The 23598-nt window shown below is 63.0% G+C and carries 28 protein-coding genes; 24 read left to right on the top strand and 4 right to left on the bottom strand.

Annotated elements, in window-relative coordinates:
* Positions 1-42: 42 nt before the first annotated feature.
* From rplI to rpsF, 3 genes are read right to left on the bottom strand one after another with little or no spacing between them, the layout of a single operon-like run.
* On the bottom strand, positions 43-684 hold the full coding sequence (gene rplI / locus So717_RS08205; RefSeq protein WP_159975919.1) for a 50S ribosomal protein L9: 642 nt from the start codon (positions 682-684) through the stop codon (positions 43-45).
* 10 nt (positions 685-694) lie between these two features.
* Complete coding sequence (gene rpsR / locus So717_RS08210) at positions 695-922, bottom strand: 30S ribosomal protein S18 (RefSeq protein ID WP_005982441.1); 228 nt, start codon at positions 920-922, stop codon at positions 695-697.
* A gap of 26 nt (positions 923-948) precedes the next feature.
* Positions 949-1302 (bottom strand): 30S ribosomal protein S6, encoded by a 354-nt coding sequence (rpsF, locus tag So717_RS08215; RefSeq protein ID WP_159975921.1) that lies wholly within the window; start codon positions 1300-1302, stop codon positions 949-951.
* A 252-nt stretch (positions 1303-1554) separates the two neighbouring features.
* Here rpsF and So717_RS08220 point away from each other — a divergent pair, with 252 nt between their 5' ends.
* Positions 1555-2127, top strand: coding sequence for a YceI family protein (locus So717_RS08220; protein ID WP_159975923.1), 573 nt, complete (start codon positions 1555-1557; stop codon positions 2125-2127).
* Between the two features lie 123 nt (positions 2128-2250).
* On the opposite strand, the gene So717_RS08225 is transcribed toward So717_RS08220, so the two are convergent.
* The gene (locus tag So717_RS08225) at positions 2251-3450 is read right to left on the bottom strand and encodes a cytochrome b/b6 domain-containing protein (RefSeq protein ID WP_159975925.1); all 1200 of its coding nucleotides are present in this window, start codon (positions 3448-3450) and stop codon (positions 2251-2253) included.
* Positions 3451-3615: 165 nt separating this feature from the next.
* Here So717_RS08225 and fabD point away from each other — a divergent pair, with 165 nt between their 5' ends.
* From fabD to So717_RS08340, 23 genes are all read left to right on the top strand, one after another.
* Positions 3616-4548 carry an ACP S-malonyltransferase gene (gene fabD, locus So717_RS08230; RefSeq protein ID WP_159975928.1) on the top strand — a complete coding sequence of 311 codons (933 nt, stop codon included), beginning with the start codon at positions 3616-3618 and terminating at the stop codon, positions 4546-4548.
* Positions 4549-4551: 3 nt separating this feature from the next.
* The gene (gene fabG / locus So717_RS08235) at positions 4552-5289 is read left to right on the top strand and encodes a 3-oxoacyl-[acyl-carrier-protein] reductase (protein WP_159975930.1); all 738 of its coding nucleotides are present in this window, start codon (positions 4552-4554) and stop codon (positions 5287-5289) included.
* A gap of 252 nt (positions 5290-5541) precedes the next feature.
* On the top strand, positions 5542-5775 hold the full coding sequence (locus So717_RS08240) for an acyl carrier protein (RefSeq protein WP_028091986.1): 234 nt from the start codon (positions 5542-5544) through the stop codon (positions 5773-5775).
* 164 nt (positions 5776-5939) lie between these two features.
* Positions 5940-6473: a GNAT family N-acetyltransferase gene (locus tag So717_RS08245; RefSeq protein WP_159975932.1), complete on the top strand. Its 534-nt coding sequence runs from the start codon at positions 5940-5942 to the stop codon at positions 6471-6473.
* 90 nt (positions 6474-6563) lie between these two features.
* Positions 6564-7823, top strand: a complete 1260-nt coding sequence (gene fabF, locus So717_RS08250) for a beta-ketoacyl-ACP synthase II (protein WP_159975934.1) — start codon at positions 6564-6566, stop codon at positions 7821-7823.
* A complete protein-coding gene (mltG, locus tag So717_RS08255; protein ID WP_159975936.1) occupies positions 7823-8989 on the top strand; it encodes an endolytic transglycosylase MltG in 1167 nt (388 codons plus the stop codon). Before fabF ends, mltG begins: the two co-directional genes overlap by 1 nt.
* Before the next feature lie 284 nt (positions 8990-9273).
* Positions 9274-9618: a hypothetical protein gene (locus So717_RS08260; RefSeq protein ID WP_159975938.1), complete on the top strand. Its 345-nt coding sequence runs from the start codon at positions 9274-9276 to the stop codon at positions 9616-9618.
* A complete protein-coding gene (locus So717_RS08265) occupies positions 9527-10897 on the top strand; it encodes a terminase large subunit domain-containing protein (RefSeq protein ID WP_174239014.1) in 1371 nt (456 codons plus the stop codon). Before So717_RS08260 ends, So717_RS08265 begins: the two co-directional genes overlap by 92 nt.
* 178 nt (positions 10898-11075) lie before the next feature.
* Positions 11076-12254, top strand: coding sequence for a phage portal protein (locus So717_RS08270; RefSeq protein WP_159975940.1), 1179 nt, complete (start codon positions 11076-11078; stop codon positions 12252-12254).
* Positions 12251-12553 (top strand): hypothetical protein, encoded by a 303-nt coding sequence (locus tag So717_RS08275; RefSeq protein ID WP_159975942.1) that lies wholly within the window; start codon positions 12251-12253, stop codon positions 12551-12553. The genes So717_RS08270 and So717_RS08275 overlap by 4 nt, the downstream gene beginning before the upstream one ends.
* Positions 12554-12631: 78 nt before the next feature.
* Entirely contained in the window at positions 12632-13189 is a 558-nt protein-coding gene (locus So717_RS08280; RefSeq protein WP_159975944.1) for an HK97 family phage prohead protease, read from the top strand.
* Between the two features lie 69 nt (positions 13190-13258).
* A complete protein-coding gene (locus tag So717_RS08285; protein WP_159975946.1) occupies positions 13259-14437 on the top strand; it encodes a phage major capsid protein in 1179 nt (392 codons plus the stop codon).
* Positions 14438-14598: 161 nt separating this feature from the next.
* Positions 14599-15198 carry a head-tail connector protein gene (locus tag So717_RS08290; RefSeq protein ID WP_159975948.1) on the top strand — a complete coding sequence of 200 codons (600 nt, stop codon included), beginning with the start codon at positions 14599-14601 and terminating at the stop codon, positions 15196-15198.
* Entirely contained in the window at positions 15195-15533 is a 339-nt protein-coding gene (locus tag So717_RS08295; RefSeq protein WP_159975950.1) for a head-tail adaptor protein, read from the top strand. The genes So717_RS08290 and So717_RS08295 overlap by 4 nt, the downstream gene beginning before the upstream one ends.
* Complete coding sequence (locus So717_RS08300) at positions 15530-15940, top strand: DUF3168 domain-containing protein (RefSeq protein WP_159975952.1); 411 nt, start codon at positions 15530-15532, stop codon at positions 15938-15940. The genes So717_RS08295 and So717_RS08300 overlap by 4 nt, the downstream gene beginning before the upstream one ends.
* A 28-nt stretch (positions 15941-15968) precedes the next feature.
* A complete protein-coding gene (locus So717_RS08305; protein ID WP_159975954.1) occupies positions 15969-16382 on the top strand; it encodes a phage major tail protein, TP901-1 family in 414 nt (137 codons plus the stop codon).
* A gap of 2 nt (positions 16383-16384) precedes the next feature.
* On the top strand, positions 16385-16702 hold the full coding sequence (locus So717_RS08310; RefSeq protein ID WP_159975956.1) for a gene transfer agent family protein: 318 nt from the start codon (positions 16385-16387) through the stop codon (positions 16700-16702).
* The gene (locus So717_RS08315) at positions 16699-16908 is read left to right on the top strand and encodes a rcc01693 family protein (RefSeq protein WP_159975958.1); all 210 of its coding nucleotides are present in this window, start codon (positions 16699-16701) and stop codon (positions 16906-16908) included. The genes So717_RS08310 and So717_RS08315 overlap by 4 nt, the downstream gene beginning before the upstream one ends.
* Positions 16898-17557 carry an RcGTA-type gene transfer agent tail tape measure protein gene (locus So717_RS08320; RefSeq protein WP_159975960.1) on the top strand — a complete coding sequence of 220 codons (660 nt, stop codon included), beginning with the start codon at positions 16898-16900 and terminating at the stop codon, positions 17555-17557. The genes So717_RS08315 and So717_RS08320 overlap by 11 nt, the downstream gene beginning before the upstream one ends.
* Before the next feature lie 19 nt (positions 17558-17576).
* Positions 17577-18209, top strand: a complete 633-nt coding sequence (locus So717_RS08325; RefSeq protein WP_159975962.1) for a DUF2460 domain-containing protein — start codon at positions 17577-17579, stop codon at positions 18207-18209.
* A complete protein-coding gene (locus tag So717_RS08330) occupies positions 18209-19096 on the top strand; it encodes a phage/gene transfer agent baseplate hub protein (RefSeq protein ID WP_159975964.1) in 888 nt (295 codons plus the stop codon). Before So717_RS08325 ends, So717_RS08330 begins: the two co-directional genes overlap by 1 nt.
* Positions 19093-19539: a C40 family peptidase gene (locus So717_RS08335; protein ID WP_159975966.1), complete on the top strand. Its 447-nt coding sequence runs from the start codon at positions 19093-19095 to the stop codon at positions 19537-19539. Before So717_RS08330 ends, So717_RS08335 begins: the two co-directional genes overlap by 4 nt.
* Positions 19539-23489, top strand: coding sequence for a baseplate multidomain protein megatron (locus So717_RS08340; RefSeq protein WP_159975968.1), 3951 nt, complete (start codon positions 19539-19541; stop codon positions 23487-23489). The genes So717_RS08335 and So717_RS08340 overlap by 1 nt, the downstream gene beginning before the upstream one ends.
* The last annotated feature ends 109 nt before the right edge of the window (positions 23490-23598 follow it).

Here is a 23598-nt window from a genome sequence, read left to right on the forward strand (position 1 = left end):
GCGCAAATGCGACCGGCCTTTCTTGTCTCTAGAGCGGGAAGATCAGCTGCGGCCGGCGGTGTCTTCCTGGTCGCCGGAGGCGGCGTCGCTGTCTTCGGCAACGGCTTCCGCCAGATCGTCGTCATCGGATGTCGCAGCACCGATATCGTCGAAGAGCTCGGCGATTTCGAATTCGGCTGCGGCTTCTTCTTCAGCGGCCAGTTCCTGAATGGATTTGCCGGAGGCTTGCAGTTCCGCTTCCTCTTCGGAGCGGGCGACGTTCAGCTGAATGGTGGCGTCTACCTCGGGGTGCAGCACGACGGTCACCTCGTGCAGACCAAGCTCTTTGATCGGCTGCAGGACAACCTGCTTGCGATCGACGGAGAAGCCAGCGGCGGTGGCCGCCTCAGCCGCGTCACGGGTGGTGACGGAGCCATAGAGCGAACCTGCGTCGGAGGCGGAGCGAATCACGATGAACTGCTGCCCATCGAGTTTCTCGGCCAGGGCTTCGGCTTCTTTCTTGGTTTCCAGGTTGCGCGCTTCAAGCTGGGCTTTCTGCGCCTCAAAGGCTTCGATGTTGGCCTTGGAGGCCGACAGCGCCTTGCCCTGCGGCAGCAGGAAGTTGCGGGCGTAGCCGGGTTTCACATCGACGACTTCGCCCATCTGACCCAGTTTTGCGACGCGTTCGAGAAGGATAACTTGCATGGTCAGCTCCTTACTTCACGGCGTAGGGCAGCAGAGCCAGAAAGCGGGCGCGCTTGATGGCACGGGCCAGTTCGCGTTGCTTCTTGGCGGAGACTGCGGTGATACGGGAGGGCACAATCTTGCCACGCTCGGAGATATAGCGCTGCAGCAGACGTGTGTCTTTGTAGTCGATCTTCGGCGCGTTGTCGCCCGAGAAGGGGCAGACCTTGCGGCGGCGGAAAAATGGTTTAGCGGCCATGGGTTATGTCCTTATCCTAAAGCTGATCAACGGCGCTCGCGACGGCCTTCACGCTCGTCACGTTTCTGCATCTGCACCGACGGCAGCTCGGCGTGTTCATCGACCTTGATGGTCAGAACGCGCATCACGTCGTCATGCAGGCGCATCAGGCGTTCCATTTCCTGCACGGCCGGCGCGGGGGCGTCCGAGCGCAGGAAGGCATAGTGGCCCTTGCGGTTTTTGTTGATCTTATAGGCCATCGTCTTGACGCCCCAGTACTCGTGATCCACGAGATTGCCGCCATTGTCCGACAGGACGGCGCCAAAGTGTTCGATCAGCCCTTCGGCTTGCGTGTTGGAGAGATCCTGACGCGCGATCATGACATGCTCATACAAAGGCATGTGTGGTCCTCATTTCTATCAAGGCGCATTTCAAAGGAGGGGCGATGGCCTTTTGCGGCCCCACCACGAGAGACTGCGCGGTTCATGTGTTTGCAAAAGGATGCGTCCGTATACACGGCTAGGCCTGTGGCGCAAGAGGTCACTGGGCCGATGTTCGCTGGCGCGCAGCATTTGTTCGAACCTGTGGAATTGTCTCACCCGCTCAAAGCCCCACATTAAGTGCATGTTTTCAACAAACCGGAGGTTCCCTCAATGAAGTCCTTTGTTCTTGCCGCCGCTTTGGCTGCATCCGCAACCATGGCCTCTGCTGCGGCGGAGAAATATGTTCTGGATTCCAGCCACAGCCAGGTTTTGTTCAGTTATAACCACTTGGGCTATTCGACCACCTTTGGCATGTTCTCCGGTTTTGAGGGGGAGATCATGTTTGATCAGGAGGACCCCACAGCCTCTTCCGTGACGGTCTCGATGCCTGTGAAGAGCATGTTCACCGGCTGGGAGAAGCGCGAGCAGCACTTCTTTTCCGCGGATTTCTTCGGGGCCGAGGATGGTGATCTGATCACGTTCACGTCAACGGCGATTGAGGTGACGGGCGAGGATACCGCGAAGATCACCGGCGATCTGACCATGAACGACGTGACGAAATCGGTGGTGCTGGACGCGGTGCTGAACCAGACCGGCACGCACCCGATGGCCAACAAGGCCTGGGCCGGGTTTGATGCAACAACAACACTGCTGCGCTCGGACTTTGGGCTTGGCGCCATCGCGCCTGCCGTGAGTGACGAGGTGGAGGTGCGCATCTCCATCGAGGCCAGCAAGGCGGAGTAAGTCTGCGCGTTACCTATGAGAGAGCCGCGTCCTGGTTTCAGGGCGCGGCTTTTTCGTTTCTGATGGTGTGTTTGTGGCGGCTGCTGCGCGGATGAGTATTTTTGGAAGGGTGAAGGGGCGGGGTCAGCCGCCCTGGGCTGCGGTCAGCGAGATCGTGACACCGACAGAGAAGCCGACCGAGGATTCGTCGGTCTGGCTTTCGCCGATGCCGTAGTTGCGCCGGTCGAGTGTGGTCTCGGCGGTGACAGTGGCCTCGCCATCGGCAATCTGCAGATCGAAGGCGAAGGAGACCGGCACGGATTGGTCCTTGATGGTCAGCGTTCCTTCGGCGCGGTCGCCCTCGGGGCTGCGGATCAGCTCGGCGGTATAGCGGGCGGTGGGGAAGGCATCGGCGTTGAAGTAGTCGGCGCCCAGGGCCTGACCGGTGACAGAGCCAAGCGTCAGCGATCCGATGGCGATGGTGACATCAACGGTGCCTGCGGGGCCTTCGGTGACGCTGTCGTCGAAGGTGATGGCGGCGGTCCAGTCGGCGAAGCTGCCAGTCACATCGGAGCCGAGCTGCTTCACAGTGATGGCGATGTCGCCCTCCTGCACGGCCCACTCGGATTGCACCGCTTCAAGTTCGGCGGCGGCCACGGCGACCGTGTGTTTTTCGTATAAGCCCAGTGCGTTGCCGATGCCCAAGGCCCCAGCCCAGATCACCAGCGCACTGATCAGGGGCATCGCCACGTGGTGCGGGGTGAGGGGGGCGGTGATGGCGGGACGACCCGGCAGCATGCGCAGGAGCGTCGCGTCTTTGTCTATGATGTGGTGTTTCAGGGCGCCTGCGATATGCAGGAGGATCGATCCGGCGAGCACCCGTTCAAAGACGATGTGCAGCCCGGCGGCGGTGGAGGCGAGCGTTTCGGATTTGGGCACGAAGGGCAGATTTTGCCCCAGTGGCCACCAGATCGGCGCAAAGCCGTCGGTGGCGGCGTGGTGGATCCAGCCGGACAGCGGTACCAGCAGCAAGGAGCCATAGAGCAGCCAGTGCACGGTCTCAGCCGCAAGGCTTTCGAGCTTGCGGTCGGGGTGCAGCAGCGTGGGTTTCGGCTGGCGTAGCGCCCAGACGATGCGGGCGAGGGCCACGAAGAAGACGGTCACGCCGAGGGTTTTGTGCAGCGAGAAGAGCCAGGCCTTGCGGGCCAGCTCTTCGGAGGTGTCGTAAGGCAGCCAGTTGGCGTAGATGCCCAGCGGGATCAGCGTGAGGATCAGCAGGGCGGTGAGCCAGTGGAAGGTCTTGGTGACCCCGCCGTAGTGGGTCGATGTGTTGGACAGGGCCATCTGCCGTCTCCGAAGGCTGTTGGTGTGGTCTTTAGAGTAGATGCTTGGGCTCGCGGGACAATGGCGTTCGCTGCACAGGCGCTGCGCGCTTTCGCGCGCCTTGCCGTTGCGCCCTCGCTGTGGGCAGGCTAAGCGGGGAGCCAAGAACCGGAACGGGGGCATATCATGAGCACGGCATTTGTATTTCCAGGGCAGGGCGCACAGACGATCGGCATGGGCCGGGCGTTGGCCGAGGCCTATCCGGCGGCGCGGGCGGTTTTCGACGAGGTCGATGAGGCACTGGGCGAAAAGCTGAGCACGCTGATCTGGGCGGGCGAGGTCGAGACGCTCACCCTGACCGAGAATGCGCAGCCGGCGCTGATGGCGACATCAATGGCAGCGTTGCGCGCGTTGGAGGCGGAAGGGTTCGGCCTGGAGCGTGCGAGCCATGTGGCAGGGCATTCGCTGGGGGAGTATTCGGCGCTGGCGGCCGCAGGTGCATTGTCGGTCGCGGATGCAGCGCGGCTCTTGCGCACGCGCGGGTTGGCGATGCAGCAGGCCGTGCCCGTGGGGCAGGGGGCGATGGCGGCGGTGCTGGGGCTCGACTTTGACACGGTGACCAAGGTGGCGGAGGCGGCCGCGGAAGGTGAGGTCTGCCAGGTCGCCAATGAGAATGATCCGGCGCAGAATGTGGTTTCGGGCGACAAGGCGGCGGTGGAACGGGCTTGCGTGCTGGCCAAGGAGGCGGGTGCCAAGCGGGCGCTGATGCTGCCGGTCTCCGCGCCGTTCCATTGCGCGCTGATGGCGCCGGCGGCGGAGAAGATGGCTGAGGCATTGGACAGCGCCGAGATGAAGGCGCCTGCTGTTCCGTTGGTGGCGAATGTGACGGCGGAGGCGGTGACAGACCCGGCGGAGATCAAGGCGCTGCTGATCAAACAGGTGACCGGGCAGGTGCGCTGGAAAACCTCGGTGGAGTGGATGGCCGAAAATGGCGTGACCGGGTTCTGGGAGATCGGCGCAGGCAAGGCGCTTACGGGCATGATCCGGCGCATCGCCAAGGGCGCAGAGACGCGCAACGTGGGCGCGCCCGAAGATATCAAGGCAATTTTGGAAGGCTGAGACATGTTTGATCTGACAGGCAAGAGCGCGCTGATCACCGGCGCATCGGGTGGCATTGGGGCCGACATCGCACGGGTCTTGCATGGCGCGGGGGCGGCGGTGGGGCTGTCTGGCACACGGGTGGATCCGCTGGAGGCGCTGGCTGCTGAGCTCGGCGAGCGGGCGCATGTGCTACCCTGCAACCTCAGCGATATGGCGGCTGTCGAGGCGCTGCCCAAGCAGGCGGCGGAGGCCATGGGGGGCGTCGATATTCTGGTCAACAACGCCGGTATCACCCGCGACAACCTGTTCATGCGCATGTCGGATGATGAGTGGCAGTCGGTGCTCGACGTGAACCTGACGGCCACCTTCAAACTCTGCAAAGGCGTGATGCGCGGCATGATGAAGGCGCGCTGGGGGCGGATCGTGAATATATCCTCAATTGTGGGGGCCACCGGCAATCCGGGGCAGGCCAATTACGCGGCGAGCAAGGCGGGCATGATTGGCATGTCCAAGAGCTTGGCGTATGAGGTGGCAAGCCGGGGCATCACCGTGAACGCCGTCGCGCCGGGGTTCATTGAGACGGCGATGACCGATAAGCTGACTGATGATCAAAAGTCTGGAATCATGGGACAAATTCCTGCCGGGCGTATGGGTACACCTGCGGAAATCAGCGCAGCGGTGCTCTATCTGGCAAGCCCCGAGGCCGCGTATGTGACTGGTACCACCTTGCATGTGAATGGCGGCATGGCCATGTTGTAGCTCACATTTGCGCCCCCCAACCAGAGCGTGCACAATGCGTTTGCCATCTGTGTCGCGTGTGCTAAAGGGGGCGCAGATTCTTGACCTCACCTGCCGGTGTTGGCATGTGAATTGATCCGAAACGGCACAGCGACAGGCGTGCTGAGCCGGACAGAGCCGCCCCCTTTGGGGCACAGGCCCCTGATCTGCCAGAGACGGCGGGCGGCGGGCAACCGAAAAGGGCCAACTGGCCCGAACGAATGAGGGACTATTATGAGCGACGTCGCAGATCGCGTGAAGAAAATCGTGGTGGAGCACTTGGGTGTTGAAGAGGATAAAGTGACCGAGAACGCGTCGTTCATCGACGATCTTGGCGCAGACAGCCTCGACACCGTTGAGCTGGTCATGGCGTTCGAAGAGGAATTCGGCATCGAGATCCCCGACGACGCGGCTGAGACGATCCAGACGTTTGGCGACGCGGTGAAGTTCATCACCGAGGCGTCCTGAAGCGCGGCCTCGTCCACGACCATGTGACACTGAAAGGCGTCTTTCCTGCGGGAGAGGCGCCTTTTGCTATGGGGCGCTCGCTCGGGGGTTGAATTGACCGGGCAGTTTGCGCAAATCTGAACCAAGAGGGCGCCAAGCCCCGATCTGTGAGCAGAGGCCGAGCGATGTCCCGCACCATACCGACGATCAACACGCAACGCCTGACGTTGCGCGGGATGCGCCCTGAGGATTTCAGGCGCTATGCGGAGATCTGGGCGATGCCGGACGTGGTGGCGCGTATCAACGATGCGCCCTGGCCGAAGTCGAAGGCCTGGGACGCGTTTCTGCGCAATGCGGGCCATTGGCAGATCACCGGTTTTGGCCAGTGGGCCGTTCAGCGCCACGGTGTGCCGGACATGTCCGGTCAGGTCGGGTTCTTCTATGCCAAGCGCGATTTGGGCGAGGATTTCGACAGTTACCCCGAAGCGGGCTGGGTGTTGGAGCCGGGTGTGCATGGGAAGGGTCTGGGTATGGAGGCGGCGCGCGCTGCGCATGACTGGTTTGACCGGGTGGTGACAGGTCATCTGGTCTGCATGATCGCGCCGGAGCATAAAGCCTCGCTTCGGATTGCCGAAGCCATGGGATATCAGGTGATGCGCGATGCGGACTACTCCGGAAGCGCGGTGCGGCTTTTGGCGCGCAAGGGACCGCCGCAATAGGGCTGGTCGGGCCGGGGGGCGGTTGCGTGCCCTTGCATCAAAACCTCCCGTCACTGTATGGGGAGGCACAAATTTGGAAGGGGCATTGCGATGCGCAGAGTAGTTGTCACGGGGCTGGGTCTGGTCACGCCTTTGGCGGATGGGGTCGAGGCGAGCTGGTCGCGGATTCTGGATGGTCAGTCTGGCGCGGGGCCGATCACCGGGTTTGACCCCAGCAAGCTGGTGACGCAATACGCCTGCGAAGTGCCGTTGGGGGATGGCAGCGATGGTACCTTCAACGCGGATGCGTATATGGAGCCGAAGGACCAACGCAAGGTGGATACTTTCATCCTGTTTGGTCTGGCCGCCGCACAGCAGGCGGTTGAGGATTCCGGTTGGCAGCCGGAAGACCGGGAGAGCCTGGAGCGCACCGGCGTTCTCATCGGGTCGGGGATTGGCGGGCTGAACTCCATCGCCAACACAGCGATTATGATGAATGAGAAGGGCCCGCGCCGCGTGTCGCCCTTCTTTGTGCCGGGCGCGCTGATCAATCTGATCTCCGGTCAGGTGTCGATCAAATACGGGTTCAAGGGGCCGAACCACTCGGTGGTGACGGCTTGTTCGACGGGCGCGCATGCGATTGGCGATGCCAGCCGTCTCATTCAGCATGGCGATGCGGATGTGATGATTGCTGGCGGGGCTGAGGCCGCAATCTGTGAAATCGGGATTGCCGGGTTCAACGCCTGCAAGGCGCTCAGCACCAAACGCGCGGATGATCCGCAGAAAGCCAGCCGCCCCTATGATGCGGACCGCGACGGGTTTGTCATGGGGGAAGGCGCAGGTATCGTGGTGCTGGAAGAATATGAGCACGCGAAGGCGCGGGGCGCCAAGATCTATGCCGAGGTGCTGGGGTATGGGCTGTCCGGGGATGCGTACCACATCACGGCACCATCCGAGGACGGCGAAGGCGGTGAACGCTCGATGCGGGCGGCGCTGAAGAACGCCGGGCTGGAGCCGAAGGATTTGGACTATATCAACGCGCATGGCACCTCGACCATGGCGGACACCATCGAGCTTGGCGCGGTGGAGCGGCTGATGGGCGCGCATGCGGGCAAGGTCACGATGTCGTCGACCAAATCCGCCACCGGGCACCTTCTGGGGGCGGCGGGGGCCATCGAGGCGATCTTCTCGATCCTCGCGATTCGGGACCAGGTGGCGCCGCCGACTATCAACCTCGACAACCCGGCCGTGGAGACGGAGATTGATCTGGCGCCCAATGCCAAGCGCGAACGGGAGGTCAATGTGGCCTTGTCGAACTCCTTTGGCTTTGGCGGCACCAATGCGAGCGTCATCTTCGGGAAGATGCGCTGATGTGGCGTCATATCGCCTCCAACGCGGTCACGATGCTGATTGTGCTGTTGTTTCTGATGGGCGGTCTGATCCTTTGGGGTCGTGGGCAATATCAGGCGGCGGGGCCGCTGGAGCAGGCAATTTGTTTGCAGGTGGAGCGCGGCTCCAACATGCGGCGGGTGAGTGTTGACTTGGAAGACCGAGGTGCGGTGAGCTCGTCGACCATTTTCCGCATGGGCGCGGATTATGCCGAGAAAACAAGCCAGTTGAAGGCGGGCAGCTATTTGGTGGACCCTGGCGCGTCGATGGAAGAGATCGTCGATATCGTGACGCGCGGCGGGGCGAGCACCTGCGGCACGGAGGTGGTCTACCGCATTGGGGTGAACCGTTTGGGTGTGCAGGTGCGCGAGCTGGACCCGGGCACCAACCGGTTTGAAGAGCAGGCGAGCTTTACCCCCGCCGAGGATGAGACGCCGGAGATCTACACCGAGAAGAAGGCCGCAGCGGACACGCGGTTTCGCGTGGCTCTGGCGGAAGGTGTGACCAGTTGGCAGGTGGTTGAGAGCCTGAAGGCGATGGATGTGCTGGAAGGGGCTGTAGACGATCTGCCGCCCGAAGGGTCTCTGGCTCCTGACAGCTATGAGGTGCAGCCGGGTGATGACCGTGCGGCGATCATCGCGCGGATGCAGGAGGCGCAGGAGTTGCGCGTGGCGCAGGCCTGGTTGAACCGCGACGAGGATTTGCCGATTGAAAGCCCGGAAGAGCTGTTGGTGCTGGCTTCGATCATCGAGAAAGAGACCGGGGTCGCGAATGAACGCGGGCAGGTGGCCAGCGTCTTTGTGAACCGGCTCAATCGCGGCATGCGGCTGCAGACCGACCCGACGGTGATTTATGGCGTGACCGAGGGCAAGGGTGTGCTGGGGCGCGGGTTGCGGCAGAGCGAGCTGCGGGCAGCGACGCCGTGGAACACCTATGTGATCGAAGGGCTGCCGCCGACGCCGATTGCGAACCCCGGGATTGCGAGCCTTGAGGCAGCAGCGCGACCGCTGGAGACGCCTTATGTGTTCTTTGTGGCGGATGGGACCGGTGGACATGCGTTTGCCGAGACACTGGCCGAGCACAACCGCAATGTTGCGAAATGGCGCGAGATCGAACGGCAGCGCGCCACCCCGTCGTCGGGCAATTGAAGCAGGCCTAGGCCGTGGCCTGAAAGCCCACCGCACCTGCTGGTTTTGACGGGGTTTGCGCTGTGTTCGCGGACGGCCCGTCGGCCTCACAGCACGGAAATCGTTAATGGCACCGTACGGTGGTCCCCTCTTAACAATTTGATTTTTCTTGACTTTGCGTGCGCTGATCCGTATAACTTGTGACACGCTAGAAGAAGTGGGCGAACGACCCCGGGAGTAATCCCGTTGGGTCGTTTTTTCGTTTCTCTCGTGCGGAGACTACGCGCATGAGAGGTAGAACCTGAATGACCTTAATCACCCCGGAGCACGTAGAGTCGCAGACCGAAGATCTTTTGAATTCGGTCCTCGGTTCCATCAGAGATTTGCGGAAAGAACTGGAAGGCCTGAAAGAACGGGTCCGCGCAACGGATGGAGCTGCGACAGCGCAAGGGTCCAAGACCGTGATGCAGGCTGCATCGCTGCTGGAGACCTGTCAGAAAGTGGAGAACCGCCTTGTCGAATGTCGAAGCAAACATGCAGGGATCGCCCAAGGGGGCTATGCCCTCGATCTCGAAAAAGCACGGGCTACGATTTGCGGCAAGCTGGATAAGCTCCGCGCCACGCGATCTACAGGAGCAATTTCTGAATGACCTTGATGAGGGAGAGCTTATGGCTCTCCCTTTTTTGTTCGAGTTCTGGGCGATGGAGCATCAGCTGCCGCCGGAGGGAGACTGGCGGTCGTGGGTGATCATGGGCGGGCGCGGTGCGGGGAAGACGCGCGCCGGGGCCGAGTGGGTGCGGGCGCAGGTTGAGGGCGCGCGACCGATGGATGAGGGACGGGCGCGCCGGGTCGCGCTTGTGGGGGAGACCGTGGACCAGGTCCGCGAGGTGATGATTTTTGGCGAAAGCGGGATACTGGCGTGTTCGCCACCGGATCGCTGTCCGACGTGGGAGGCGGGGCGCAAGCGGCTTGTCTGGCCCAATGGGGCGATTGCGACGGTGCATTCGGCCTTTGACCCGGAAGGGTTGCGGGGGCCGCAGTTTGATGCGGCCTGGGTCGATGAGCTAGCCAAGTGGAAGAAGGCCGAGGCCACCTGGGATATGCTGCAGTTTGCACTGCGGTTGGGGGATAAACCGCAGGTTTGTGTGACGACCACGCCGCGGAATGTGGGCGTGTTGAAGGCACTGTTGCAGTCGCCCTCGACGGTGGTGACGCAGGCGCCGACGGAGGCCAATGCGGCGAACCTCGCGGCCTCGTTTCTGGAGGAGGTGCGCGCGCGCTATGAGGGCACGCGGCTGGGGCGGCAGGAGCTGGATGGCGTCTTGCTGGAGGATGCGGAAGGGGCGCTTTGGACCTCAGCCGGGATTGAGAGCTGCCGGGTGCGCAAGCTGCCGGAGCTGGACCGGATTGTTGTGGCCCTTGATCCTGCGACGACGGGCAATGCGGGGTCTGATGAATGTGGGATCGTTGTGGCCGGTGTCAGGATGAGCGGACCGCCGCAGGATTGGAAGGCCACGGTGATTGCCGACTGTACGGTTGCGGGCGCAACGCCTGCGGGCTGGGCGCAGGCAGCGATTTCGGCCATGGAGCGCTTTGGCGCGGACCGGCTGGTGGCGGAAGTGAACCAGGGTGGGCAGATGGTGGGGGAAGTGCTGCGTCAGGTGGATCCGCTGGTGCCCTACAAGGGGGTGCACGCGAGCCGGGGCAAGGTTGCGCGGGCTGAGCCCATCGCTGCGCTTTATGAGCAAGGGCGGGTCCGGCATATGCCGGGTCTTGACGATCTGGAAGACCAGATGTGCCGTATGACCTTGCAGGGCTATGAGGGCAAGGGGTCGCCTGATCGGGTTGATGCGCTGGTCTGGGCGCTGCATGAATTGATGATCGAACCGGCGGCCAAATGGCGGGCGCCGCGCGTACGGTCCCTTTAACCGCTCGGTAACATTCGGGCGTTGAGCCAAGCCTGTAGGGGCACGGGGCAGCGTACGCTGCCTTCTCACCTTTGAAATCGGAAATCGCCAGACTGTGGGCAAGCAAGATCAGCCGCCCGCGCCGATCTTTTGCGCGGGTGCAACTGACCCGCCGGCGAGCAACGAAGGAGCAGACAACATGGTTTTTGACTTTCTAAAACGCGGTGCGGTGAGTGAAGCACCCGAACAGAAAGCGAGCGCCGCCGGGCCGGTTGTGGCCTATCAGACCTCGGGCCGCGTGGCCTGGAGCCCGCGCGATGCGGTGTCACTGACCCGGACGGGGTTTTCCAGCAATCCGGTGGGGTTTCGGTCGGTCAAGCTGATCGCCGAGGCGGCGGCGGCGCTGCCGCTGGTGCTGCAGGACACCGAGCAGCGCTATGACATTCATCCGGTGATCGACCTTGTGGCGCGTCCGAACCCGATGCAGGGCCGGGCGGAGTTGCTGGAGGCGCTGTATGCGCAGCTGCTGCTGAACGGGAATGGCTATGTCGAGGCGGTGGCAGGGGATGAGGGCCTCCCGGTTGAACTGCATGTGCTGCGCTCGGACCGGATGAGCGTGGTGCCCGGCGGGGACGGTTGGCCGGTGGCCTATGAATACGCCGTGGGCGGGCGTAAGCACCGGTTTGATGTCACGGGCGCGCGGGTGCCGGTGTGTCACATCAAGAATTTCCACCCGCAGGATGACCACTATGGCTTTAGCCCGATGCAGGCGGCAGCCATGGCCGTGGATGTGCATAATTCGGCCAGCCGTTGGTCGAAGGCTTTGCTCGACAACGCGGCGCGGCCTTCGGGCGCGATTGTTTATCGCGGGGCTGAGGGGCAGGGCACCATGGCGCCGGACCAATACGAACGGCTGGTGCATGAGATGGAGAGCCATCATCAGGGCGCGCGCAATGCGGGCCGCCCGATGCTACTGGAAGGCGGACTGGACTGGAAACCGATGGGCTTTTCGCCTTCGGACATGGAGTTCCAGAAGAGCAAGGATGCCGCCGCACGCGAGATCGCGCTGGCCTTTGGGGTGCCGCCGATGCTGCTAGGCATTCAGGGGGACGCGACTTACGCGAATTATCAGGAGGCGAACCGGGCGTTCTATCGCCTGACGGTTCTGCCGCTGGCCACGCGGGTCACGGCGGCGCTGGCGCATTGGATTGCGGGGTTCACGGGAGCGCCGCTGGTGCTGAAGCCGGATCTGGACCAGGTGCCTGCGTTGGCGGCGGAACGCGATGCGCAGTGGAGCCGGGTGAGCCAGGCGGATTTCCTCACGCAGGCGGAGAAACGCGCGCTGCTGGGTCTGCCTGCGGAGGGAGGTGCCGCGTGAGCTCCGCGGAGAAAAAGTCGTTCAACCAGCATGTGATCTACCCGTTTGACGACTTTGAGAACGTCTTTCAACGGATTGATCAGCGCATGACGGCGATTGAACGCGCCACCGTCCTGCTGGAGCGGGAGCTCGCCGTGGCGGAGGAGAAACGCAAGTTCGTGGAGCAGCGGTTCAACCAGGTGGACACGCGGCTGGACCGGATCGACGGGCATATCTCGCGGCTGGTCTGGTTGATCATCGCGACCATCGTGGGGGGGCTGATGTCCTTCATCATGCGGGGCGCGATGTTTGGGCCGTGAGATCGCCGCCCTGCTTTTTGCCAATGACGGTCGGGTGCGCCCCGGCCCTCGCATTCCCACTCAACGAGGAGAGTGACTATGGATATCGACACCGGACTGGAGCGCAAGTTCGCTCGTTTCGGCGGCCCGCTGGAGGTGGAGGACGGCTGCGTGATCAGCGGCTATGCCAGCCTCTTTGGCGCGGTTGATCAGGGCAATGACGTTGTGGCGGAAGGCGCTTATGCGGCCTCTCTGAGTGCGCTGGCGGCCAAAGGCGGCAAGGTCAAGATGCTGTGGCAGCATGACCCCGCGCAGCCCATCGGAATCTGGGATGAGGTGCGCGAGGATGCCAAGGGCCTGTGGGTTAAAGGCCGTTTGCTGGAGAGCGTGGCCAAGGGCCGTGAGGCGGCGGCGCTGATCGAGGCGGGTGCGATTGACGGTCTGTCCATCGGCTACCGGACGCGCAAGGCCACCAAGAATTCCAAGGGCCAGAGGCTCTTGCAGGAACTGGAGCTTTGGGAGGTGTCGCTGGTGACCTTCCCGATGCTGCCCAGTGCGCGGGTTGCGGGCAAGTCCGGTGAGACCGAGCTTGATCGTTCCCTGCGCGACATGGCCGCCGTCTTTGCAGGCGCGCGCGCCGATCTGGCGCGCCGTTAACGCGCAGCTGTCGTCCCGGTCGCGCGGGAACGTTCGCGCGGCCCTTACACACCAACAAGAGGATTTGCCATGAGCAAGACCGAATGCAAAGCGGCGGGCGGGGACCCGATGAGCCCCGCTGAGGATGTCAGGCAGGCCGTGACCGGCTTTGTCACTGATTTCAAACGCTTTCAAGACGATATCGACATGAAACTTCAACAGACAGAAGAGCGACTGACCATGCTTGACAAAAAGACATTGACCTCACAGCGCAGCCCCCTTGGCGGAGCCATCGACGCGGGCGCGCCGCATCAGAAAGCGTTCAACGCCTATTTGCGTTCGGGTGATGACGATGGCCTGCGCGGCCTGGAAATGGATGTGAAATCGCTGTCTACGGCAGTGAATTCCGACGGCGGCTATCTGGTTGATCCGCAGACGTCCGAAACGGTGAAGTCGGTGCTGAATGCGACCGCCTCCATCCGCTCCATCGCGGCGGTGGTGAATGTCGAAGCGACATCCTACGACGTGCTTGTGGACCACACCGATGTGGGCGCGGGCTGGGCCACCGAAGCGGGCACAACCGCTGAGACGGACACACCGCAGATTGATCGGATCACCATTCCGCTGCACGAGCTGAGCGCACTGCCGAAAGCCTCGCAGCGTCTGCTGGACGACAGCGCCTTTGACATCGAGACCTGGCTCGCGGCCCGCATCGCGGACAAATTCGCCCGCGCCGAAGCGGCAGCCTTCATCAATGGTGATGGCATCGACAAGCCCAAGGGCATTCTGGACCACACCTCGGTCGACAACGACGTCTGGACCTGGGGCACCATTGGTTACGTGCCGACCGGCGTTGCAGGTGACGTGACAGCGGATGCGATCATTGATCTGGTCTACGCGCTGGGGGCCGAATACCGCGCCAACGCGACCTTTGTGCTGAACTCCAAGACCGCCGGTCTGGTGCGCAAGCTGAAAGACAATGATGGCCGTTTCCTGTGGTCGGACGGTCTGGCTGCGGCTGAGCCTGCGCGTCTGATGGGCTATCCGGTGGTGATCGCCGAGGATATGCCGGATGCCGCCATCGATGCGACCGCGATTGCCTTTGGTGATTTCTCTGTTGGCTACACCATTGCCGAGCGTCCGGACCTGCGCGTGCTGCGTGACCCGTTCAGCGCCAAGCCACATGTGCTCTTCTATGCAACCAAGCGTGTGGGCGGCGATGTGAGCGACTTTGCCGCGATCAAACTGCTGAAATTCGGCACCTCCTAAGGGTGGTGACGATACCGGCGCGGGGGATGCCCCTCGCGCCGGGCCGGGTGCGCGCCGGGACGTTTGTGTTGTCTAGCTGCTCCCCTCCGACCGAGCAATGCAGATGGGTGCGCGCCCGGTTTCCGGGTGGGGAAGCACAGTGAATTTGGAGACATTCGACGATGATGTTGATCGAAGAAACGACCGTGCCGGATGTGGCGCTCCCGATTGAGGCCTTCAAGGCGCACCTGCGGCTGGGCACCGGCTTTGGTCAGGAGAGCGTGCAGGATGAAGTCCTGGGAGGGTTTTTGCGAGCGGCAATGGCCGCGATTGAATCGCGCACCGGCAAGATACTGATGACGCGGACTTTCAGCTGGTCGCTGACCTTCTGGCGGGACCGCGATTGCCAGGTGCTGCCGGTGGCGCCGATCACAGCGGTGACGCGCCTGGCGCTGGTGACTCGCGATGGAACGACAACAGAGATTGCCGCCGATCAGTATTGGCTGGAGCAAGACAGCCAGCGCCCGCGTTTGCGGGCTGTGGGCGCGCGTCTGCCGAACATCCCCCAAGCCGGATCGGCCGTGGTGGAGTTCGAGGCCGGGTTTGGCGCGGACTGGAGCGCGTTGCCGGCGGATCTGAGCCAGGCGGTGTTCCTGCTGGCCGCGCATTACTACGAATATCGCGACGAGACGTCGCTGCAGGAGGGCAGCATGCCCTTTGGCGTGAGCAGCCTGATCGAGCGCTATAAGGCGTTGCGCATCGGCGGCGGAGCACGCCGATGACCGCGCCGCGACTGAACCGGAAGCTTGTGCTTGAGGCCCCGTCGCGGCTGGAAGACGGCGCGGGCGGATATGTGGAAAGCTGGCAGGCGCTGGGCACCCTTTGGGCGCAGGTGCTGCCGCGCTCGGGCCGCGAGGCGGCGCTGGTAGGTGTCGCGATCTCGGCGACAAGCTACCGCGTGGTTGTGCGCGGCGCGCCGGAAGGGGATGCGCAGCGCCCGGTTCCGGGCCAGCGGTTTCGCGAAGGTGCGCGGCTCTTTCACATTGAAGCGGTGGCCGAGCATGACGCGGACGGGCGTTACCTCACCTGCTTTGCATCTGAGGAGGCAGCGGTATGAGCTATGCCATGTCGGGCGCGCTGCAGGCCGCCATTTACGACGCGCTGATCAATGATGGGGCTGTTGCCGCGCTGGTTGGCCCGCACGTCTATGACGCGGTGCCAAGCGGCGTGGTGCCCGAGACCTACGTCAGCCTTGGTCGCGAGCAGGTGCGCGATGCGTCTGATCAGACAGGGGATGGCGCGCTGCATGATCTGGAGATTTCGATCATCACGGCGCAGCCCGGATTTGCCGCTGCGAAGGACCTCGCAGGTGCCATTTCAGACGTGCTGCATGATGCAGACCTGACCTTAAGTCGCGGGCGGCTGGTCTTTCTGAAGTTCCAGCGGGCCGATGCACGCCGGGTCGATGCCAACACGGGCCGCGAGATCCGCATGCGCTTTCGCGCGCGGGTCGACGCTGACTAATCAACAGATTTCAAACAGGAGATAACCCATGGGTGCTCAGAACGGAAAGGACCTTTTGATCAAGGTCGACATGACGGACAACGGGTCCTTCACCACGCTTGCGGGTCTGCGCGCCACGCGGGTGAGTTTCAACGCCGAGACCATCGACGTGACCACATTGGAGAGCCAGGGCGGCTGGCGCGAGCTCTTGTCGGGGGCCGGGGTGCGGTCTGTCTCGATCAGCGGGTCGGGTGTGTTCCGCGATGCGGATACGGATGAGCGCGCGCGGCAGCTGTTCTTTGATGGCGAGGCGCCGAATTTTCAGGTGGTGATCCCTGATTTTGGGATTGTCGAGGGGCCGTTCCAGGTCACCTCCATCGAATATGGCGGCAGCCACAATGGCGAGGCGACCTATGAGCTGTCGCTGGCCAGCGCGGGTGCGCTCAGCTTTACGGTGATCTGACCATGGCAAATCCCTGGAGGGGCGATGTGGCCTTGGTGATCGACGGCGAGACGCATGTGATGCGTCTGACGCTGGGGGCGCTGGCCGAGTTGGAAGCAGCGATGGAAGCGGACTCGCTGCTGGCCATGGTGCAGCGCTTTGAGAGCAGCAGTTTCACGGCGGGTGATGTCCTGGCGTTGTTGCGGGCCGGGCTGAAGGGCGGCGGCTGCGGCGTCTCGGATGAGGGACTGCTGCACGGCGACATCGAGGGCGGGCCGATTGCGGCAGCGCGCGCGGCGGCGGAGCTTTTGGCGCGCGCCTTCACGGCGCCACCTGCATGAGCCGGCTGGACTGGCCAGCGCTGATGCGGGTGGGCCTGCGCGGGCTGCGGTTGGAGCCGGAGGTGTTCTGGGCGCTGACGCCCGCCGAGCTGCAAATCATGCTGGGCGATCCTGCGCAGTCAGGGCCGCTGCTCAGCACCGGGTTGGAGGCCTTGATGGCCGCTTATCCGGACAATGACGACAAGGATGATGGCAATGACGGATGAGAGCGGTTTCGACGATCTGGAAGGGCGGGCGCAGGGGCTGAACGACACTCTGGGCCAGACCGGTCAGCTTGTTGCAGGGTTCGACACGGAGCTGCGACGGATGAAGACGTCGCTGGAGGCCACGGGTCGCGACATTGCCGTGCTTGAGCGCGGGCTGAGCAGCGGGCTGCGCCGCGCCTTCGATGGGGTGGTGTTTGACGGAAACAGCCTGTCAACGGCGTTGGATACGCTGGCGAATAGCCTTGTGAATACGGCCTATAGCGCGGCGATTTCTCCTGTGACCAAGCAGGTCGGTGGATTGCTGGCGCAGGGGGTGGATGGGCTGATCGGGAGCATTCTGCCCTTTGCCGATGGCGCGCCCTTCAGCCAGGGGCGCGTGATGCCCTTTGCCACGGGTGGCATTGTCAGCGGGGCCACGCCCTTTGGCATGCGCGGCGGTATGGGCGTGATGGGCGAGGCCGGGCCGGAGGCAATCATGCCGCTGGCGCGCGGGCCGGACGGCAAGCTGGGCGTGCGCGGTGCGGGCGGTGGTGGGCAGACCATCGTGATGAACATCAATACGCCCGACGTGAAGGGCTTCCAACGCAGCCAGGGCCAGATCGCGGCGCAGATGACGCGGGCGCTGGGGCGCGGACAGCGCAATCGGTAAATTCTAGGGGAGCAGACCTATGCAGTTTCATGAAGTGAGGTTTCCGGCCACGCTGAGCTTTGGTTCGGTGGGTGGCCCCGAACGGCGCACCGATGTGGTAACCATCAGCAACGGGTTCGAGGAGCGCAATTCGCCTTGGGCGCATTCGCGGCGGCGCTATGACGCCGGGCTGGGCATGCGGTCGCTCGATGATGTGGAGACGCTGATTGCGTTTTTCGAGGCACGGTTCGGGCAGCTCTTTGCGTTTCGCTGGAAGGATTGGTCGGACTACCGCTCGGCCAAGCCGTCGCTGGACATCACCGCCTTTGATCAGGTGATTGGAACCGGGGATGGGGTGCAGACGGAGTTTTCACTGCTCAAGACCTACGAATCCGGCAGCCACACTTATGAGCGGCCGATCACCAAACCGGTGGTGGGTACGGCGCTTGTGGGTCTGGACGGGGCCGCGCTGGTGGAGGCCTCTGACTACGCAATCGACCACACGACCGGGGTGGTGACCCTCGCGGCTGCGCCCGCAGAGGGCGCGACGGTAACAGCGGGGTTCGAGTTCGATGTGCCCGTGCGTTTTGACACCGACCGCATCCAGACCAGCATCGCCAGTTTCCAGGCGGGTGAAGTGCCCAATGTGCCCATCGTGGAGGTGCGGATCTGATGCCGGGGATGGATGCAGGGCTGCAGGCCCATCTGGAGGGGGGGCTGACCACCGTCGCCCATGCCTGGGCGATCACGCGTAAGGACGGCGTGGTGCTGGGTTTCACTGATCATGATCGGGAGCTGAGTTTTGATGGCATCACCTTCCGGGCAGATACGGGGTTAAGTGCGGTTGCTCTGTCGCAGAGCACAGGCCTGTCGGTGGACAACACCGAGGCGCTGGGGGCGTTGAGCGATCTGTCGATCCGCGAGGATGAGATCGAGCAGGGGCGGTTTGACGAGGCGGCTGTCGAGGCCTGGCTGGTCAATTGGCAGAATGTGGATCAACGCTGGCTGCAGTTTCGTGGCTCCATTGGTGAGCTGCGCCGGGCCGATGGTGGCTTTCAGGCGGAGCTGCGGGGGCTGACTGAGCTGCTGAACCGTCCGCTCGGCCGAGTTTATCAGACGCCGTGCACGGCAGTGCTGGGTGACAGCAGCTGCCGGTTTGACATGGCTACGCCCGGATTCTCCATCGAATTGCCGATTGAGGAGGTGAGCCAGTCGCGTGTCTTCCGCTGGGAGGATTTCGGCGGATTTGACGCGGGCTGGTTCACGCGGGGCCGCATGGAGATCCTCAGCGGCGCGGCGGCGGGCCTTTGGGGCATGGTCAAGCAGGACCGCTTTGAGGGGTCGCAGCGTGTGATCGAGCTGTGGGAGCCGGTGCGCAGTGCGCTGACACCGGGCCAGACCGTTCGATTGATCGCGGGCTGTGACAAGCGCAGCGAGACCTGCCGTATGAAGTTTTCGAACCTGGTCAACTTCCAGGGCTTCCCGGATGTGCCGGGCGAGGACTGGATGATCGCGGTGCCGAAATCCACTGGTGCCAACACGGGCGGGAGCCGCAGATGACACCGTTTCAGCAAAGCATTCTGGCGGAGGCCCGCGATTGGGTGGGAACACCTTATGTGCATCAGTCCGCCCGCAAGGGTGCGGGCAGCGATTGTCTGGGGCTGATCCGTGGCATTTGGATCGCGCTTTATGGGCAGGAACCGGAACCGGTGCCCGCCTATTCGATGGATTGGTCGGAGCCACAGGGCGAAGAGCGTCTGTGGGAGGCCGCACTGCGGCATCTCGACCCGAAGCCGCTAGCGGAACCCGCACCTGCTGACGTTGTGCTGTTCCGCATGCGCAGCGGCGGGGTGGCCAAACATCTGGGCATCATTGGCGAGATCGGGTCTTACCCGACCTTCATCCATGCCTATTCGCGCTTTGGCGTGATCGAAAGCCCTCTGAGCCTGCCCTGGCGGCGGCGCATCGTGGCCCGGTTTACATTTCCTGAGGAGACCCTCTGATGGCGACGATTGTTCTTTCTGCGGCAGGGGCGGCGATTGGTGGCTCTATTGGCGGGACGGTGGCGGGTCTGTCCACGGCGGTGATCGGCCGTGCGGTTGGGGCGACCCTTGGCCGAGTGATTGACCAGAAGCTTCTGGGCGAAGGGTCAGAAGTGGTGGAAACCGGCAAGGTCGACCGGTTCCGGATTTCGAGTGTCGGTGAAGGAGAGGCGCTGGCGCAGGTCTATGGGCGCATGCGCCTGGGGGGGCAGGTGATCTGGGCGTCTGATTTCGCCGAGACTGTGACCACGTCGACCAGTGGCGGTGGTGGTGGCAAGGGTGGCGGTGGCGGTGGTCAGCCGCAGACCACGACGCGCAGCTATTCCTATTCCGTCAATCTGGCGGTGGCGGTTTGTGAGGGAGAGATCACGCGGATCGGGCGCATCTGGGCCAATGGCGAAGAGGTGGCCCCTGATGACTTCAACATGCGGATCTACAAAGGGCGCGCAGACCAGTTGCCCGATCCGGTGATTGAGGCCATCGAGGGAACCGGCACGGTGCCCGCCTATCGCGGCACCGCTTATGTGGTTTTCGAGAACCTGCAGTTGGATCGGTTCGGCAACCGCATTCCGCAGTTCTCCTTCGAGGTCTCCCGGCCTGAACAACTCGATGAGCCGGATGCAGAGCTGGCCCTGACCTATGCGATCAAGGGCGTTGCGGTCATTCCGGGCACGGGCGAGTATTCGCTGGCCACAACACCCGTTCACTACACCAGCGGGCCGGGCAGCCGGTGGACTGCAAATGTCAACACACCGGCGGAGAAGGCGGATTTTGCCGCTTCGCTGGATATGCTGAACGATGAGCTGCCCAATTGCGAGGCGGCCTCGCTGGTGGTGTCTTGGTTCGGGGATGATCTGCGCTGCGGCAGTTGTCAGGTGCGCCCCCGGGTGACGGAAAAGCAATATGAAGGCGAGAATATGCCGTGGCGGGTGGCCGGGGCGACCCGGAGCACGGCCGAGGGTATGCCGAAGATAGACGATCGTCCGGTCTATGGCGGTACCCCGACAGATCAGTCGGTGGTGCAGGCGATCCAGGCGATGAGGGGTGCGGGCAAGGCGGTGTTGTTCTACCCGTTTATCCTGATGGATCAGCTGGGCGACAACAGCCTGCCAAACCCTTATGCTCCGGAAGAGACGCAACCCGCACTGCCGTGGCGCGGCAGGATCACGCTGTCGCGGGCACCCGGGGTCGATGGCTCGCCAGACGGCACGGCCGCAGCTGATACAGAGGTTGACGCGTTTTTCGGAACGGCGCGCGCCTCCCATTTTTCGGTATCTGGCGCCTCGGTGAACTACAGCGGGCCAAGCGAGTGGTCATTCTGCCGCTTCATTCTGCACTATGCCGCGCTCTGCAAGGCGGCGGGCGGTGTCGAGGCATTCTGTATCGGGACGGAGATGCGCGGGCTCACGCAGATCCGGGGGGCGGGGAACCGGTTTGTCGCCGTACAACGTCTGCGCGCTCTGGCTGCCGATGTGCGGGCGATCCTTGGAGCCCAGACCAAGATCACCTATGCTGCGGACTGGAGTGAATACTTCGGATATCAGCCGCAGGACGGCTCGGGGGACCGCTATTTCCACCTCGATCCGCTTTGGGCGGATGACAACATCGATTTCATCGGGATCGACAATTACATGCCGATTTCTGATTGGCGCGAGGGCGATGAGCATCTCGACGCGGATGTCGGCTCGATCTATGATCTCGACTATCTGAAGGCCAATATCGCCGGCGGCGAAGGCTATGATTGGTACTATGCCTCTGAACAGGATGCGATTGATCAGGTGCGAACGCCCATTGAAGACGGTGCCCATGGCGAGCCTTGGGTCTACCGCTACAAGGATATTCGCAACTGGTGGCTGAACCCGCACCACGAGCGGATCGGTGGCGTCAGATCTGCGGAGGCCACCGGGTGGGTCCCGCAGTCGAAACCCATCTGGTTCACCGAGATTGGGTGCGCGTGCATCGACAAGGGCACCAACCAGCCGAACAAGTTCCTTGACCTGAAGTCCTCGGAAAGCAGCCTGCCGAAGTTCTCGAACGGCGCGCGCGACGATTTCATTCAAGCGCAGTACCTGCGCGCGCTGGTCTCATTTTGGGCGGATGTCGAGGAGAATCCGACCTCTGATGTCTACGGTGGGCCGATGGTCGACATGAACCGCGCTTATGTCTGGGCGTGGGATGCGCGGCCCTATCCATACTTCCCCAACAATGCCGTGCTTTGGAGCGATTCAGAGAACTACGCCAGGGGGCATTGGATCAACGGGCGCACTTCTGCCCGGTCCTTGGCGTCCGTGGTGTCCGAGATCTGCCGGAAGGCTGGGGTAGACAACTTCGACGTCAGCAAGCTTTACGGCACGGTTCGGGGGTATCAGGTCAACGATGTGAACGATGCCCGTTCGTCCTTACAGCCCTTAATGCTGCGATACTCCTTTGATGCGGTGGAGCGGGATGGCGAGTTGGTGTTCCGGATGCGCAGCGGGCAGACACCCTTGCCGCTCAATCGCGAGATATTGGCGTTGAGCGATGAACTTGACGGCGTTGTCGAGCAGTCGCGCTCGTCACAGGCAGATCTGGCAGGGCGGGTCCGGTTGCGATTTGTCCAGGCAGACGCCGAGTTTGATGCATTGGCAGAGGAGGCGGTGCTGGCGGATGAGCGCACGCATTCCGTCTCGACATCGGAGATCCCGATTGCTCTGACACGGGGTGAGGGGCGTCAGACAGCTGAGCGCTGGCTGACGGAAGCACGTGTGGCCCGCGATGCGGTGCGCTTTGCCTTGCCGCCATCCTGTCTGACAATGGGCGCCGGGGATGTGGTCGAGTTCGAGGGCGATCAGACCGAAGGCCGCGCGCTTTACCGGATCGACCGGGTGGAGCAGGGCGCCTTGCAGATTGTCGAAGCTGTTCGGATCGAGCCGGATGTTTATACCTCCGCCGAGATGATCGACGATTTGCCAAGCCCGCGACCGTTTGTGCCGCCGGTGCCTGTTTCCCCCTTGTTCCTCGATTTGCCGTTGATCACCGGCGATGAGGTGCCGCATGCGCCGCATCTGGCGGTGACATCGCAGCCGTGGCAAGGCTCCGTTGCGGTCTACCGCTCGCCGAGTGACAGCGACTTCCGGCTTATCAATCAGGTGTCGGTCCGGTCGATTATCGGTGTCACGCAGTCGGCTCTGGCCACCGCACCTGCGGGGCGATTTGATCGTGGCCCCGGACTGGAGGTGAAGCTCATCAGCGGGACGCTCAGTTCGGTTGAGATCGCCTCCATGCTCAGTGGCGCAAATCTTGCGGCGATCGGCGATGGGTCTCCGGACAACTGGGAGGTGTTCCAGTTTGCCGACGCCACGATTGTCGACAAGGATACCTATCATCTTGGGGGGCGCCTGCGGGGTCAATTGGGCACCGATGGGTTGATCCCTGATGTTTGGCCGGAAGGATCGTGGTTTGTGCTGCTCAACGGGTTGCCGGAGCAGATCGACCTCAGCCGCAACTTGCGGCGGGTTGTGCAGACCTACCGCGTGGGGCCGGCCCGACGCCCGGTGGACGATGTGTCTTATGTGCAGGAGACGCTGGCCTTCAACGGAAACGGCGAGCGGCCTTACGCGCCGGTGCATCTGCGCGCCCAGCGGGCACAGGGTGGTGATCTGGTGGCGACATGGGTGCGCCGCACCCGGGTGGACGGCGACAGCTGGGACGTGCTGGAGGTCCCGCTCGGTGAGGAAAGCGAGGCCTATCTGCTGCGCCTTCTGCGCGGGGCAGAGGTGATCCATGAGACCACGGTCAGCGACGCGCGGTGGCAGTATTCGATGTCCGATCAGATCGCGGACGGAGCCACGGGCGCGCTTGAGCTTGAAATTGCGCAGATCTCCGCTGCATATGGCCCGGGGCTGTCAGCTCGTCTGGCCCTGACATTATAAGCCTGGGGCGGGTCGGGTGCTGCGCCACCCGACCATTTCGAAACGGAATATACACCATCACAGGTTTGCGTTTGGTCTCGGCCTCCTAAATGGGTTACCATAGTGGCCG

Source organism: Roseobacter cerasinus (assembly GCF_009811755.1).
GTDB classification, from domain to species: domain Bacteria; phylum Pseudomonadota; class Alphaproteobacteria; order Rhodobacterales; family Rhodobacteraceae; genus Roseobacter; species Roseobacter cerasinus.